Genomic DNA, 14563 nt, shown 5'->3' on the forward strand with positions numbered 1-14563 from the left:
AGCGCCCCTCGACCTGTGATTTAATAAAATATAAGAATTTGAAGCCAAAGCCTCACTTTGCGGGGTTATCTTGTAGCTCCCCGGCCATGCCTCTGACGATCATGTCATTGAGCAAAAACTGGCTTTCCGCCGGAATACCCTCAACGGCCCATCTTCGGAGGATATTCTTCTGCACCTTCCCGGATTCCAGCACCGGCAGCTGGGAGACGAGATGCACCCGGTCCGGGACCTTATAGTTGGCGATTTTGCCGCGGCAATAGGCTTTGACCTCACCTTCGGTAAGCAGAACTCCGGGCCTTGGGATCACAAAAGCAGCCAGGGCCTCACCCAGAATCTCGTCCGGCTCCCCTACAACTGATACATCCTCAACCTTGTCCATGTTCAGCACACATTCTTCAATATCTACCGGGTAGACATTGAAGCCGCCGCGGATGACCATATCCTTGATGCGGCCGGCAATGCAAATATTGACGCCGTCCTTGTAATAGCAGGCCAAATCGCCGGTGTACAGCCAGCCTTCCTCGTCAATTACCTCACGTGTCTTGGCTTCGTTGTTGTAGTAGCCCTTCATCAGATAACCCCTGATTGCCAGCTCCCCGATCTCGCCCTTCGGCAGCTCCTTGCGGTCCCGGTCTACAATCTTGACCTCGAAGCCTTCAATCGGCCTGCCGACTGTGTTCAGCCGGACCTCCGGCGGATCATCCAGCCGGGTCATTGTGACCAGGCCCGTAGCTTCAATAATGCCGTAGGCATTGATTAGCGTGCAGCGGGTCGTTTCCTCGATGGAGCGGGCTAAATACGGGGTACAAAGGGAACCGGAGACCACGACCTTGCGCAGCTCCCTGAACAGCCCGGGCTTGCAGTAAGGCATGGCCAGGATCAGGCTCCACATCGTCGGCTGGGTGTGAAAGAGGTTGATCCCGTTTTTGGCGACATGGGTCAGAATATCATTCGGATTGAAGTTGGAGATCCATTTCATCGTGATACAGGAGACAAAGTAGACGAGCACGGCATTGAAGCCCTGCGCAGCATAGAGAGGAGCAATCGAGAAGCCGATATCATCGTGTATATCCAGCAGCTGCCCGCCATAGTAGGAGGTGGCCACCAGATTGCGGTGCGTGATCATCACGCCTTTGGGGTGGCCGGTGGTTCCGGAGGTGTAGCCGAGAATCGCAATATCCTCAGGATCAATAGCTTCGAGCTGTCTGTCCTGAAAAGGGACTGTGAGCGGCTTCAGCAGCCCGGCAAAAGACATGCTGCCCGGTGCAGGCTCATCGCCAAGCACGATATAATTCCGGATCGCCGGCAGTTCGGGACGAAGCCCGGACAAGAGAATTTCCTCATAGTTAAAAATGCCCAGCCGGTCCTGGTAAATGATCGTCTCCGCATCGGAATTATCCAGAATCCGCCGGATTTCATCCGGCTCATACCTTGTGCTGACAGGAACAATCCACGCGCCGATTTTGAACAGGGCGAAGTAGACGTACAGATATTCAAGACTGTTGGGCAGCAGCACGGCCACCTTGTCGTTCTTCTTAATCCCGAGGTCCAGCAAATTGCCGGCAATGGTGAGGGAATAGTCATACAGCTGCGCGAAGGTGACAGTCTCCTGCTCGAACACCACCGCAGGCTTGTCCGGGAAATCCCTTTGTAATGTATCCAGCACGCAGTCAATGGTCAAACGTTCATATTGGATCATCGGTGTGCCCTAGTCTCCTTTGTTAACCCAAATAGGATAAATCAAAGCCTTCGAAATGCTGCGCTGCCTCTTCCTCATTCAGAATGGCGCCGATACAGCCCGGCAGCCTGCGGGGGCGCTGCATGGCCGTCATAATATACTGGATATAATTGAAGTTGTTCGAGAACGAACGGATGCCGATGGCCTGCATGATGATCCCGATAAACGCGCCGGGAGCCAGATTGGTGTTCATCATTTTGTCCGCAAAATCCGGAAACAGTACCGCCTTCAGCTTCTCCACGCATACGAACAGAAATTTCTGCATACGGATGAAGATATAATCCTTGTCCTTCTGATAGATTTCGTCTGTATGGACCAGCTCCCCGTCCAGGTAGAACTCCGCCAGAATCGGAGATTTCAGCTTCATATAACCTTCCTGGTCGAAGGTAATATGATTGAACACATCGTACAGGACGACCGTATACTTGATGTCCTCCTTACCGCTGAACGCCTGGAGCCCGGTCAAATACAGATTACCTTCAGCAGCGTAAATGTCTACGATATCTTCCTCATAAAATAAAGCGCCGGGTCCAGTGTCCCCATGCTGCTTGTGCATGAAATAGGAGCTGTAGATCCCGCTCATAATCTCAAAAATATGAAAACATTTAAACCGGTCAAAGCGGAGCCGGGCAGCGAGTTTTTTGTCAAACCACTGACCCTCCAGCTCCTCCTTCAGCTTCTGCTCCAAGTAATCCCTCGAACAGAGCACACCCTTGCCTCCGTTAAAAAGATCATCCACCGCCGCTTCCAGAATCAGTCCGTCCGGGCTGACGGTGAGATGAACCATGAAGGACAGGGAGACATCCTGCTTGCGCATGCGGGTGATATCCCGCTGCCAGCCGATAATATGCAGATTCCCTTCATCATCCGTCTGCAGGTTGGTGCCCCGCGCCCTGATCATGGGCACGAGCTTGTCCGTGCAGGAATAGTTGCCGTAGGCGACCTTTTTGCGGATGATTGCTTTATCGAGCGGTTCTCTTACGATCAGCTTGGGAACGGGAAAATTCGTGGCCGTCATAGTCTGCGTTCCTCCCTTACCATATGAGATATGCCGCCGCATAGGTTAAGCCGCAGGCACTGCCCAGCAGCAGGATCGAGTCTCCCTTACGCAGCAGCCCCTGCTCCTCGGCGATCGCCAGACCGGCGGGAATATTGGCGCTCCCCATGTTGCCGTTCTCGGGGAAGGTATTGACGGGGAAGACTTTCTCCGTCCTGACCTCCAGCTTGTTCAGGAGCGAGTTGGTGATATTGCGGCCCAGCTGATGGGAGAAGATGTAATCAATGTTGTCTTTGCGCAGCTCATGCTCCTCCAGGAATTCATAGACAAAGCCGGGCATGTCACGGATGACCTTGGCGGCAATTCCGCGTCCGTCCGCCCAGCTCATGAAATCCATTCCCTCGAACCTTGGTGCGGGCATATGGATTTTGGGCGATACATAGAGCGACAGCTCCCAATCCGCATGGTTTCTCTGCTCCCCGTAGTACTGGATGGACTTCTCGCCATTGTCAGCACTCAGCAGCATCGCAGCGGCTCCGGCCCCGGCGAACAGCAGATTCATTTTGTAATCCGCTTCTTCAAGACTGCCGACCTTGCCTGCATAATTGGAGGCCTCCAGCAGCTCCAGCGGATTCTCACTGGTTACAACGAGGATATTGCGGTATTTGCCCGATTGAATGTAGAGGCTGGACAGCTCCATCGCTTTCAGGAACCCGTTGCAGGTGTCGTTGATGTCGTAATAATTGCCCCGGGTCATTCCCAGCTCATGCGCCAGGATAATCGCATAAGACGGTTCGCGGAAGGGATTGCACACACCCACGAACAGCAGCAGATCAATTTCGCTTGCTGTGATGCCCGCTTTGCTGATCGCTTCCCGCGAGACCTTAACGGCCATCTGCACAGAGCTTTCCTCCCGGTAGTCCGCTGAGCAGGAACGGGTCGTAATTTCCAGAAAATCGAGCTTGCGCTTGCTGCCGTACACCAGCTGCTCCAGATCATCCTCCGGCAGATGCTGAAAGTACTTCTCAGCGAACAAATCTACAATCTCCCCGTTGGTCATCCGCCCCTTGGGGATGTAATAGGATAGGGCACGTATAGACAGATTCAACATGGTCATGCTCCTCTGCATCAAGATGATTAACTGCCGGTCTGCGCGTCAAGGACCAAACTTCTATAGTTGTCAAACAGCTCATAGGCTTCGCCCAGTGTCCGGGTCATTACCCGGTCTTCGGGATTGAACATGACCTGGTACTCTCTTTCGAGCCTAAGCATCACATTGACCAAAGATAAAGAATCGACCCCCAGCTCCAGCAGCAGATTGACCTCCGGGGTCAGTCTTGAAGCCTCAATCCCCAAATATTCGGCAAAGATTCCCTGGAACTGTGCAAAGCTTATCCGTTCTTCCATATGCTCACCTGCCTACTGTTATGTTTTGTCTAACCTGTTCAATCAGGAGCGGCACCGCCTCGAACAGATCGGCAACAATACCGTGCGCAGCCAGTCCCAGAATAGGGGCTGTCCTGTCCCTGTTGATAGCAATCACGGTGTCCATTCTGCGGATGCCCACAGTATGCTGAACCGCTCCCGAGATGCCGACCGCGATATAGATTCTGCCGCTCACATTCCGGCCTGTTAAGCCAATCTGCCGGGAATAATCCAGCCAGCCCTGGTCAATCACCGGTCTTGTTGCACCCAGCTCTGCACCCAGGCATGCGGCAAGCTCTCGGACCAGCTCCATTCCTTCCTTGCTGCACACGCCCCGTCCTGCGGCGACGATAATACCGGAAGCGGCGGAGCCCGGCGCTTCTCTGCTCTTGATCACCTCAAGGATAGAGGTGCGTAGCACGGATGGAAGCTGGAGCTGCGGATGAATAATCCGTCCGGTCCGGTACGGATCGGGTACGCAAGGGGACATGGCCCCGGGCCGGACTGTCGCCATTTGCGGTCTGGCCTCCGGGCAGCAGATGGTCGCCATTAACGCCCCTTCCCGTGCTGGCCGGATCTGCAGCAGCACCCGGCTAGGCAGATCAATGTCAAGCTCTGTGCAATCCGCAGTTAAGCCGGTGTTAAGCCTTGCAGCTAATCTAGCAGCGATGGATTTGCTATGTATAGTGGAGGGAAGCAGCAGGATTTCCGGTTTAACCTCCAATACCAGCTGATGCAGCAGCTCCGTATAAACCTCTTCGCTAAGCGGACTGAGGCCGGGCTGATCGAGCGCATAGACGGTGTCCGCGCCATGGCTGACGCAAGAGGGCGCATAGGCTGAAGTACCGCTTCCGATAAGCACGACGGCAATGTCCGTCTGCAGTTTCCGGTTCAGCTCACGGGCTGAGCCCAGCAGCTCATATACAGCCGGGCTAAGCTGTCCTTCCGCGTATTCACCGGCAATCATGAGACCTTCATATTCTCTGGCCCGCAGGCTCTGATCCGGCATGGAAGCCTCCTTATCTGAATGAAAATAACAAGTGGAAACGGCTTTGCCGTCCTTTTGTAAGGACGGTACTGTTTCAGCGAGAAATAGAAGGATAAGTTATCATGTGAAACATATAAATTCTTATATTTTAGAAAAAGCATCATATACTTGGTGACATATTCTTATCTGTCAAAAGCTGCGCGATCTCCTCAATCTGCTCCCGCAGGCTCTTGCCGCTTACGGTGAAGGGCACCTGCCGGTCTGCGGCATTCCGGGTTGCCTGCACCCGGGTAGGCGATCCCGCAAGCCCGCAGGCTTGCTTGTCCAGGCTCAGGTCCTGGGCGGACAGCCTGGTGATTTCACAGCGGTTAGCCTTCAGAATTCCATTAATGGTCGCCATCCGCGGCTGATTAATGCCTTTATGCACCGTTATCAGGGCCGGGAGCATCAGCTGCACAATTTCAAAACCGGTCTCTGTCATCCGCCTGCAGGTGATGTGCCGCTCTTCCAGGGCGAGGATATCCAGCACATGCGTGGTGTGCGCAGTGCCCAGCTTCTCCGCCAGGGCCGGACCGACCTGTGCGGTCTCCCCATCTGTCGAATGGGTGCCGCAGAGAATCAGATCCGGCTTGCCTATTAGCTCAAGCCCACGGGAGAGCACAGTGGCCGTTGCGAGTGTGTCCCCACCCGCGAACAGCCTGTCGGTCAGCAGCACGCCTGCATCCGCACCCAGTGAGATGCAGCTCCGCAAGATCTGGGCTGCGGATTCTGCTCCCATGCTTACGGCGGTTACGCTCCCGCCCTGGCGCTCCCTGATCCGCAGCGCCTCTTCCAGGGCAAAGACATCCGCCGGGTTCATAACAGGCCCCATGTGAGCGGAGGGTACCTGCTTGACACATACTGCTATCTGCAATCCGCTCACTCCTTCCTGCACAAGGGTCTGCTCATGAGGTTTGGCGCAGTTCCTGAAGAATCGGCGAAATGTTTTCTTTGCGCACATCGTCGCAGTTTCTGACCATTTCTTCTGCCATTTCCTTGCCCATGAACAGCCGGGTCATTTTCTGTCCGACCTTCATCATGGTTTTATCCTTGTCGGCCAGCTGCTCAAAGTTAAACCGGCCTTCCAGCGGGAAATATTTCAGTCCGGCACGGATTTTTTCGGGAATGCTTTTGTTGTAGTTCTTGATGGAGGCTTCGCTTTGCACAGGCGTTTTGGAGACGGAAAAGAGGATGACCTTCTTATGCTGCAGCTGGTCCCAGACCTTCTTGAGATAATCGGCGATGACCAGCTTCTGAACCCGGACATAGGTACCTATAATTACGGTGTCATATTGGCCTGCCTGCTTAATGTCAAACGTGTCGATGTCCGCGAGATCGGCTCCAAGCTCCTCCGCGATCCATTCCGCATACTGCTTCGTACTTCCGTAGACGCTTGTGTAAAGGACGAGACTTTTCATAAAGCACCTCCTGAAATGGTTGATACTCTTACGTTATAATGGCAGCATCTCTTGCAGACATTGCAATAACCGGTCTTCCGAGCTGTCAGTCATGGCCTTGGCCGGAAGCACAATGGTAAAAACATATTCACGGCGCAGAACGGATATGGCCTTGAATTGCGGGAAATTCTTGAACTGGCTAATCACTCCCTGCTCACCGCGGGTGCACGCTTTGATTTCGAACAGGTCGGTGGGAACGGTGAAGCCGGTCTGAAGCACTTTGGACATCGCTTCCTTGGCCGTCCAGAGCAGGGTCAGGAAGTGCGTCGGCGCAAGCTCAGGTCCAAGGTCCTTCATCAGCGCCTCTTCCTCCTTGGAGGTAATTCTTCTTAACGCGTCCATCGCCTTCTCATCCACAAGCTCCATGTCAACACCCAGCAGAAGACGCGGGTCATAATCAACCGCCGCTCCCAGGGTGTCGCAATGGGTAATCGTAATCTTCCGGTCGCTTCCGGCTACCAGCGGCTGGCACAGAATTCCGTGATCAACCTGAATTTCGGACAGATCATCCTGCTCCCCGGCCACAGCCATCTTGGCGGCCAGCTTGCCGAGCAGGTAGCTGTTGCGGCGTCTGGGATATTTGAACCCGGAGTATTGCTCCTTCTCCGCCGCACTCAGATAATCAAGTGGCCCGTCCTCCGGCGGCAGGGAGACCACACTCAGCTTCAGCCCATAACGATCCTCCGGGCCTTCCAGCTCAAAGCTGATCCTTCTTACCGTCTGGGAGAGGAACTGTTCGTATTGCCTTGCGAAGGTTGTATATAGCATCTCTGTGCCCCTATTCTTTTTCCCAGGGAAATCTTTTGTAACGCACATAATTCTGAATGTTCTCTCTGACTTCTGCGGAAGCGGTCAGCTTGTCAATCTCGGCTACGGCGGCATGTTCCATCGTTTCGTTGATAATCCACATTTGCCGGAAATAGCCTTTGATCTCCCTTACTGTCTGCGGCGTGATCCGGCTGATTCTCCGGTATAGCCGCAGAATGCTGGCATCCGGGTCAGCAGTCACTTCATCGGCCAGTCTGCACCCTAGCGCTTCTTCCGAGGACAAGGGCAGCGTGGTCAAGGTCATCTTGTATGCCTGCCAATAGCCGGTCCGCCGGATTAGATAAGGACTGACGAGAGCGGGCACGAGGCCCCAGATCGCTTCGGGCAGGGCAAAGGTGGAACGCGGCGAAGCGACCACATAATCACAGGCAGCCATCAGCCCCACACCACCGGCAAGCACCTGCCCGTCTACCTTGGCGATCACCATCTTGGACAGCTCGCCGATCCTTTTCATCGTCTGCAAAAAATCTACGGATGGCGGGGCGGCTGAATCACCGGGTGCGTCGTCATCCCCGTCCGTAAACGCCTGAAAATTCATCCCGGTACAGAAATACCCGCCCGTACCTTCAAGGACAATCACCCGGCAGGCGCTCAGCTCCTCCAGCATCCCTAAGGCATGCTGCAGCTCTGATACCAGGGTGGCAGTGATACTGTTCTTGTGCTCCGGACGGTTCAGCCGGATGCTGTAGAGCCCTTCGTCCAGGTGACTTACGGCAATAGAATGATACTCCATGGCAGTCACTTGTCAGCTCCACGCATATTTGCGGTGAAAGTCATCGACTTCGGTCAGAACCAGATAACCTTTGCCCTTGAAAAAGTGATCATAGACGTGGCTGAATCCGGAGAAATCCACCTTCTTGTCCCGGATTCCGAACAGCCACTCCACGTTCTGGTCCAGGATGTCGTCATATTCCTCAAAGCTGAGCTCATAGCGGCTGTCCAGGCCCGCCTGAATGTTCATCGCTCTTAGCTTCTTTACGGATTCCGGTGTAATCACCCCGCTGTAAAATTCGGAAGAGCAGCCTGAGCCGTAAGAGAATAATCCGACCCTGTGGTAATCCGAGATATCCGCCTGATCAATCAGACTGCACAGACTGAGGTATAAAGCTGCGGAATAGACATTGCCCACCTGCATGCCGTAGGTCAGGGACGGGGCGACTCTTTTGTCAAAGTCCTGCTGGACTACTGCGCCTCTCAGTTTCAGCTCCTCATGGATCAGCTTGCGGTGCGCGCCTTTGACCATGCCGCCGAAGGGTGTATGGAAGGCCAGGAAATCAAAGGTCTCCTGAAAATGGACACCGTCCACCTTCTCCTTATAATTCTTATAGGCATTCTCCAGGCAGTCCAGATAAGACAGCAGTGACAAATCCGGGTTCCCGGTCTCGATCTCCGGCAGCGGCCGGCAGGTATCCATCACCTCATAGCTGTAATGTCCGGTTGCGCCGAAGTCCAGCTCCAGAATCTCCGGATTGGCACTGATAAGCATGGCTACGGCTCCAACAGCCTGAGTCGGCTCACCGTAGGTGCTCTTGGCTGCTGCTCTCGCTACATCCGTGGCGATGACCAGCGCCTTGGCTCCGGGGGAAGCACCCGAGGCGATGAAGCAGGCAGCCATGTGCAGCCCGGCCGTTCCGCCGTAACAGGCCTGCTTCAGCTCGAACAACCGGCAATGGCGGCTCAGCCCCAGATAGTCATGGATATAGGTACTGAGCGATTTGCCGAAATCCACACCGGACTCGCTGGCAGTAATCACCAGCTCGATCCGGTTCTTGTCCTCTTCGCTTAAGGCATCAATGATCGGCTTCGCCGCATTGACTCCGCCTGTTACAGCATCTTCGCAGGCTACACCCACAGATTTCCGGTCCATCATCAGATTATCGAACCGGCTGAGGTCAAGGCCTCTGCCTTCAAAGATACTGCGGGCGGAGATCACCGCCGGTCCCCCGTAAAAGTTGATACTCTCAATTCCTACTCGCATTCAGCTTGCTCCTTTTCTGATGATAATGCTGGTATTGATTCCTCCGAAGCCGTAGGAATTGCTAAGCCCATAAGTAAATCCCGCCGGTTCCGCCAGGCTGGAAGCGAAATAGTGCTCCCGGCTGATCGGGTCCTCCAGAGAGGGCAGCGGGTGAAGGAAATCCCCCTGCAGCTGGAGGATCGTCGCCACGGCTTCCACCACTCCGGCTGCATACAGGCAATGTCCGGTCAGCGCTTTGGTCGAATTCAACCGGATGTGACTTAGCTGGCCGCCAAACACCCGTGAGATTGATTTCAGCTCCGTCACATCCCCCAGCGGTGTAGAAGTGCCATGCGCATTGATGTAATCAATGACAGAGGGGGCGATTCCGGCAGTGCGGAGCGCCTGCTCCATCGTCCGCACCTGTCCATCTTCGCTCGGATCAGACAGGCTGTGTCCGTCCAGAGCAGCCGCCCCGCCGGCTATAGTCGCCAGTACCTCCACTTGCCGGGCTTGGGCACTGTCCGCCCCCTCCAGGATCAGGCAGGCGGAAGCCTGCCCGAAGATGAAGCCTTCATGCCTGCTGTCGAACGGCCGGCACGCTGAGGCGGGTGCATCATGGAAGCTGCGGCCTCCGTACGCCCCAATATTGAGGAAGCCCTGCAGCTCCAGCGGGGACAGATCGGCCAAAGGTCCGATAACCATACAGACATCGACAATCCCGAGCTGGATTAATTGCGCTGCCCTCAGCACCGCCGCATTTCCGCTGGCTGAGGCGCCGCCAACCGTCGCTCCCTCTCCCTGAATGCCGAACATTTCACTAAGTACCCCAAGCTGATGGGTATCCATGTAATTCAGCGCATATCTGGGATGCAGCAGCTCCAGCTGATGTCCGTATTCCACCATTGCTGCATAGCTGACCGCCGGAGAAATATTGCTTCCGGCAATGATCAGGCCGATCCGGTCTGCCTCCGGCCTGCTTACATTCAGCTTCGCCTGCTGCCATGCCTCGGCTCCGGCCAGTGCGGAGGCCTTAACCGATTTGCCGGAGATTCTGAACAACCGGCCGGCATTCCGCGATAAATCCCCTTCATAGCGTCGGAAGGATTCCTGCAGCCCTTCCTCGCGCAGCTCAGCGCCGATCAGCGGCTGTCCGTCCGGATAGGTTAATCCCTGAAGATAGCCAATTCCGCTGCGGCCTTCTTTCAGGGATCGCCCGAAGGCTTCTATACCGCTTGCCGCCGCGCTGAGGACCCCCATCCCGGTGACCGTCACCGGGCGGAAATCCTCAAACCGCCAGCCTGTTGCACCGTTATAGATTTTCATGCAGGAAATCTACGACCTCCCCGATATTCTTCAGGCTCCCGAACTGCAGCAGCGGGATTTTAATGTTCAGCTCATCCATGGTGTCGGAAATAATATCAAAGCGGTCAATGGAGTTCGCGCCGAGGTCCTTCATGCTTGCTTCCCTGTGAATCTGCTCTGCTGTCAAATCCGGCAGGATATCGATCATTTTACTCTTCATAATCTCCAGTACCTGGTCTTTGTTCATACAAGAACCTCTCCTTTTATGATCTGGGCAGCCCCGTTCATCATCTTGACGGCAATCTCGCCAGCCCGGCGGTGTCTCCAGGCTTCCAGCGGTGTACCCTTCACCCACTGGTTGAAGGCTCCCATGGCCGGGCCGCACATAATGCTGTAATTGACCTTATTGCCGGATTCACCGGCGATGGCGGAGGCCTTGCCTTTGGCGATATACCATTTGAAGACAGCCGCAAGCTGCTGCTTCGAATCTCCCTGGACAGCAGCCCGCTCCTCCGCAGACATTCCGCGCTTGCATGCCTCCAGAACTTCCGTCATCGGCTGGCCGAAATATTTGTCTTCGAGTTGAGACTTCGTCTTGCTGTCCAGCTGCGCGATGGAGCCGGTATTGCGGTACAGCTCATACAATTTGTTGGCTCTTGCCGAGAAGAACAGCCCCTTCTTGAGGACCTGGGCCTTGCCGCCCAGCTCGAACAGCTCCAGGGAAGGAACATAGGCCATGTCGTAGACGTTCACCTGCTCCAGAAGCTCCTTCACCTCCGGGCTTGCCCCGCTCTCCACCGTGCATTGATTAATCGATCCGGTCAAAATAAAGTCCGCGCCCATCAGGAATACACCAGCTGCAGCTTCCGGGGTTCCAATCCCTCCGGCGGCACCGATGTGCATCTCCTGCACCGGAGCGAAGGTACGGGACAATTCCTTCTTCAGACGCAAAAGCGTCGGCAACAGGCTGATAAGGTTGGCCTGATCGGTCGGACCTGCCGAATCTCCTGCTGCGCAAAGATCATCCGCCACCGGAACAAGCCGGGCCAGCTCTGCCTGCTCTGCCGTAATCTGACGGTCGGCCAGCAGCTTGTCCACGATACGGGCCGGAGCCGGCAGCATGAACAGTGTAGCGATATCCGGCCGGGATACCTTGGCAATGATCCGGTTGGCGCGGTGCACAGTTCCATCCTCCGCTCTCGTAAGTCCCAGCAAACGGTACTTTACAAGCGCCGGCGTCAGGGTGAGGTACGAGGAGGCTTCAACCAATTGAATCTTCTCTCTCAACAGAAGCTCTATCAACTCCTCTTCCCGGTTCGGATAGATCGGATGATAGGTTACGGCAACCCCAATAGATTTGCTGTTGCCCAGCTCCCGGCGGATATGGCGGATGGCATCTGCAAGCTCTGCCGGCTTCATCCCGCCTGCGCCCAGAAAAGCGAGACAGCCTGTCTTGCCAGCCTGTACAACCAGTTCTGAGGAGGAGATTCCGTCATTCATCCCTCCCAGCAAATACGCATAATCCAGTCCGTAGCGCTGCTTGAATGCCGCGCTTCCGAGCCGGGTTCCGGTGAAGGCAGTCTGTACCAGCGCCTCTTCCTGCGTCTGGACAGGCTCCGGCTCCACTGTGAAATCTGCGGCCGGAGCTTCCGCAGCTGCGAACGGTTCAAATCCTGTAGAGACCTCAGAGACCTCAACCGCATTTACTGCATTTATCGCATCTACTTCATTTGTGGCATTTGCAGCGTGAACGATTACAGTATTCTCGGAAGCATCCTCCTGTTCCGCGGCTTCAGCCGTGTTCTGTACCTCAACTGCTGCAACAGCTTCAGCTGTGACAGGGGCTTCAAATGCTACAGCAGGCTCAGCCGCTTCCGGTGCTGTGTCGGCTTCGGCAGTTGATGCCGATTCGGCAAATAACAGCCGGGCCTCGGCGGCATCATCCACGATCAGCGGCTCCGCTTCCCGTTTGATTTTGCTGACCAAGCCTGCGATGACGTGACCCGGGCCGATCTGGGTCAGCTCCATTTCGGGATGCCTGCCCATGAGGTAACGGACCGATTCGGACCATTTCACGCTGCTGACCATCTGCTCTGTCATATAATGTACGGCATCGCCTACGGAATAAGGCCGCGCCGTCAAGTTGGCGATAACCGGAATAGAGGGCGGAGCGAACTCGAACTGGCTGAGGAACTCCTGAAATTGGAGCGCCGAGCTGCGCATATACCGGGAGTGGAAGGCGCCGCTGACATTCAGCACGACATAAGCGGAAGCTCCATTCTGTTCAAAAATCTCTTTGGCGGCCTGCACATCCTCCATCAGCCCCGAAAGGGCAATCTGCGTAGGCGTATTCAGGTTGGCCACATCCAGTTTATCGAGGCGGTGGTCGGCGAGAATCCGGTGAATGGCTTCCTCGGTCAGCCCGATGACGGCGGCCATACCGCCGCCGGTCGCCGTGTTCATCAGCGCGCCTCTCTTTTGCACAATCTTAAGACCGGTCTCGAAATCGAACACGCCTGCCGCATACAGCGCACTGTACTCGCCTAAGCTGTGTCCGGCTACGAAATCGGGGGCCTCCCCGGAATCCCGCAGCTCCTTAAGATAGGACAGGACATTAACGACATAGAGCGCGGGCTGTGTATAAGCGGTAGTATCCAGCAGCCTGCTGCTGTTCTTCAGACACAGCTCTTCAATGGAGTAGCCCAACACCCGGTCGGCAATCGCGGTATATTCGGGGAACTCCTTGAACAGCGTGCCTCCCATACCCATGAACTGCGCGCCTTGCCCCGGGAATAAATATGACTTCATCTTCATCTTCGGCTCCCACGCCTCCTTCTTAAGGTTCATTTGCCCATACTCGGCCACGATCTCATTCAGCTTCTTCAGCTCGCTGCCCATTGGCGTAATCACAGACCGTACCTGCCGGACCTGAGGCTGCTCCAGAATGTATTTGCTGAAATTCTCCAGTGTACCTGACGGACCCAGGTCGAGAAACAGCCGCTCCCCGCCGGAGGACAGACTCTCCAGTGCACCGCGGAAATTCATCGGCTTCCTTAGCACATCCCACAAAAAGGACTCTCCCACAGCCTGCACGCTTCCCCCGGCCATAGCCGATACCAGACTGATTCCCCGGGCTGGAGTCTTGTAGTCAATCTTCTGCAAATATGTACGGTAAGGCTCCTCCAGTTCATCGATGGATGCGGAATGAAAGGCATAGTTCACAGGCAGCTTCAGACTGGCGATGTTACGTTCTTTGATAAACTGCTGAATTTCTTTGACATGCTCGCGTTTGCAGGCGATTGTAAAATGCTTCTCAAAGTTCACGGCAATCAGCTCCGAGCGGGTATTCAGCTCCGCATTCCCGTGATACAGCTGTTCATTGTCCAGAATGGCAATCATCGCACCGGTTTTGCAGGTCTTTTTGAGCAGCTCGACTTGCTTCACGATAAGCTCCAGCGCCTGTTCAGCCGTCAGCACCCCAGCCACCGCCAGCGCCACATATTCCCCCAGGCTTACCCCCAGCGTATAGCGGGGAGTCATTCCCTCAGCCTTCAAAGTCTCCGCCAGCGCATATTGAACCATGAAGATCGCGGGATGGGTATACAGGATATCCTCGAATCTGGAACCCTTGCGCTTGGTGTTGAGATATAGCTCTTCTATTACGCTTTTGCCGGTCAGATCATGAAAAATACGGTCCAGCTGTTCCATGGATTGTCGAAACACAGGCTGATTCTCGTACAATTCAAGACCCATTTTGTTGTATTGCGAGCCTTGCCCGGAGAACATAAACACCATTTCGCTGTGCATTACGGTACCTCCTGAATTTGAG

Annotated in this window: 13 protein-coding genes; all 13 read right to left on the reverse strand. The window is 55.1% G+C overall.

Annotation, left to right across the window (positions count from 1 at the left end; translation table 11 throughout):
* Nucleotides 1–52: 52 nt before the first annotated feature.
* A complete protein-coding gene (locus P40081_RS18855) occupies nt 53–1699 on the reverse strand; it encodes a class I adenylate-forming enzyme family protein (protein ID WP_042137615.1) in 1647 nt (548 codons plus the stop codon).
* A gap of 22 nt (nt 1700–1721) precedes the next feature.
* Nucleotides 1722–2756 carry a hypothetical protein gene (locus tag P40081_RS18860; RefSeq protein WP_039291955.1) on the reverse strand — a complete coding sequence of 345 codons (1035 nt, stop codon included), beginning with the start codon at nt 2754–2756 and terminating at the stop codon, nt 1722–1724.
* Nucleotides 2757–2772: 16 nt separating this feature from the next.
* On the reverse strand, nt 2773–3846 hold the full coding sequence (locus P40081_RS18865; protein ID WP_042137617.1) for a 3-oxoacyl-ACP synthase III family protein: 1074 nt from the start codon (nt 3844–3846) through the stop codon (nt 2773–2775).
* A 26-nt stretch (nt 3847–3872) separates the two neighbouring features.
* Nucleotides 3873–4142, reverse strand: coding sequence for an acyl carrier protein (locus P40081_RS18870; protein ID WP_042137619.1), 270 nt, complete (start codon nt 4140–4142; stop codon nt 3873–3875).
* 4 nt (nt 4143–4146) lie between these two features.
* Nucleotides 4147–5169 (reverse strand): electron transfer flavoprotein subunit alpha/FixB family protein, encoded by a 1023-nt coding sequence (locus P40081_RS18875; protein ID WP_042137621.1) that lies wholly within the window; start codon nt 5167–5169, stop codon nt 4147–4149.
* A 139-nt stretch (nt 5170–5308) separates the two neighbouring features.
* Nucleotides 5309–6061 (reverse strand): electron transfer flavoprotein subunit beta/FixA family protein, encoded by a 753-nt coding sequence (locus P40081_RS18880; protein ID WP_042137622.1) that lies wholly within the window; start codon nt 6059–6061, stop codon nt 5309–5311.
* A 31-nt stretch (nt 6062–6092) separates the two neighbouring features.
* On the reverse strand, nt 6093–6605 hold the full coding sequence (locus P40081_RS18885) for a flavodoxin domain-containing protein (RefSeq protein ID WP_042137623.1): 513 nt from the start codon (nt 6603–6605) through the stop codon (nt 6093–6095).
* 33 nt (nt 6606–6638) lie between these two features.
* Nucleotides 6639–7412 carry a 4'-phosphopantetheinyl transferase family protein gene (locus P40081_RS18890; RefSeq protein ID WP_042137624.1) on the reverse strand — a complete coding sequence of 258 codons (774 nt, stop codon included), beginning with the start codon at nt 7410–7412 and terminating at the stop codon, nt 6639–6641.
* A 10-nt stretch (nt 7413–7422) separates the two neighbouring features.
* Complete coding sequence (locus P40081_RS18895) at nt 7423–8205, reverse strand: enoyl-CoA hydratase-related protein (protein ID WP_042141224.1); 783 nt, start codon at nt 8203–8205, stop codon at nt 7423–7425.
* 12 nt (nt 8206–8217) lie between these two features.
* On the reverse strand, nt 8218–9450 hold the full coding sequence (locus P40081_RS18900; protein ID WP_042137626.1) for a hydroxymethylglutaryl-CoA synthase family protein: 1233 nt from the start codon (nt 9448–9450) through the stop codon (nt 8218–8220).
* On the reverse strand, nt 9451–10755 hold the full coding sequence (locus P40081_RS18905; RefSeq protein WP_042137628.1) for a beta-ketoacyl synthase N-terminal-like domain-containing protein: 1305 nt from the start codon (nt 10753–10755) through the stop codon (nt 9451–9453).
* Nucleotides 10742–10981, reverse strand: a complete 240-nt coding sequence (locus tag P40081_RS18910) for an acyl carrier protein (RefSeq protein ID WP_039291935.1) — start codon at nt 10979–10981, stop codon at nt 10742–10744. Before P40081_RS18910 ends, P40081_RS18905 begins: the two co-directional genes overlap by 14 nt.
* Nucleotides 10978–14541: an ACP S-malonyltransferase gene (fabD, locus tag P40081_RS18915; protein ID WP_042137630.1), complete on the reverse strand. Its 3564-nt coding sequence runs from the start codon at nt 14539–14541 to the stop codon at nt 10978–10980. Before fabD ends, P40081_RS18910 begins: the two co-directional genes overlap by 4 nt.
* Between the last annotated feature and the right edge of the window lie 22 nt (nt 14542–14563).

The organism is Paenibacillus sp. FSL P4-0081, assembly GCF_000758565.1.
In the GTDB taxonomy this organism is placed as follows: Bacteria; Bacillota; Bacilli; order Paenibacillales; family Paenibacillaceae; genus Paenibacillus_AQ; species Paenibacillus_AQ phytohabitans.

Excerpts from the sequence above, each read along its gene's own strand:
- P40081_RS18855 (WP_042137615.1), bottom strand. The coding sequence starts at position 1,699 with ATGATCCAATATGAACGTTTGACCATTGACTGCGTGCTGGATACATTA.
- P40081_RS18860 (WP_039291955.1), bottom strand. The coding sequence starts at position 2,756 with ATGACGGCCACGAATTTTCCCGTTCCCAAGCTGATCGTAAGAGAACCG.
- P40081_RS18865 (WP_042137617.1), bottom strand. The coding sequence starts at position 3,846 with ATGTTGAATCTGTCTATACGTGCCCTATCCTATTACATCCCCAAGGGG.
- P40081_RS18870 (WP_042137619.1), bottom strand. The coding sequence starts at position 4,142 with ATGGAAGAACGGATAAGCTTTGCACAGTTCCAGGGAATCTTTGCCGAA.
- P40081_RS18875 (WP_042137621.1), bottom strand. The coding sequence starts at position 5,169 with ATGCCGGATCAGAGCCTGCGGGCCAGAGAATATGAAGGTCTCATGATT.
- P40081_RS18885 (WP_042137623.1), bottom strand. The coding sequence starts at position 6,605 with ATGAAAAGTCTCGTCCTTTACACAAGCGTCTACGGAAGTACGAAGCAG.
- P40081_RS18890 (WP_042137624.1), bottom strand. The coding sequence starts at position 7,412 with ATGCTATATACAACCTTCGCAAGGCAATACGAACAGTTCCTCTCCCAG.
- P40081_RS18895 (WP_042141224.1), bottom strand. The coding sequence starts at position 8,205 with ATGGAGTATCATTCTATTGCCGTAAGTCACCTGGACGAAGGGCTCTAC.
- P40081_RS18900 (WP_042137626.1), bottom strand. The coding sequence starts at position 9,450 with ATGCGAGTAGGAATTGAGAGTATCAACTTTTACGGGGGACCGGCGGTG.
- P40081_RS18905 (WP_042137628.1), bottom strand. The coding sequence starts at position 10,755 with ATGAAAATCTATAACGGTGCAACAGGCTGGCGGTTTGAGGATTTCCGC.
- P40081_RS18910 (WP_039291935.1), bottom strand. The coding sequence starts at position 10,981 with ATGAACAAAGACCAGGTACTGGAGATTATGAAGAGTAAAATGATCGAT.
- fabD (WP_042137630.1), bottom strand. The coding sequence starts at position 14,541 with ATGCACAGCGAAATGGTGTTTATGTTCTCCGGGCAAGGCTCGCAATAC.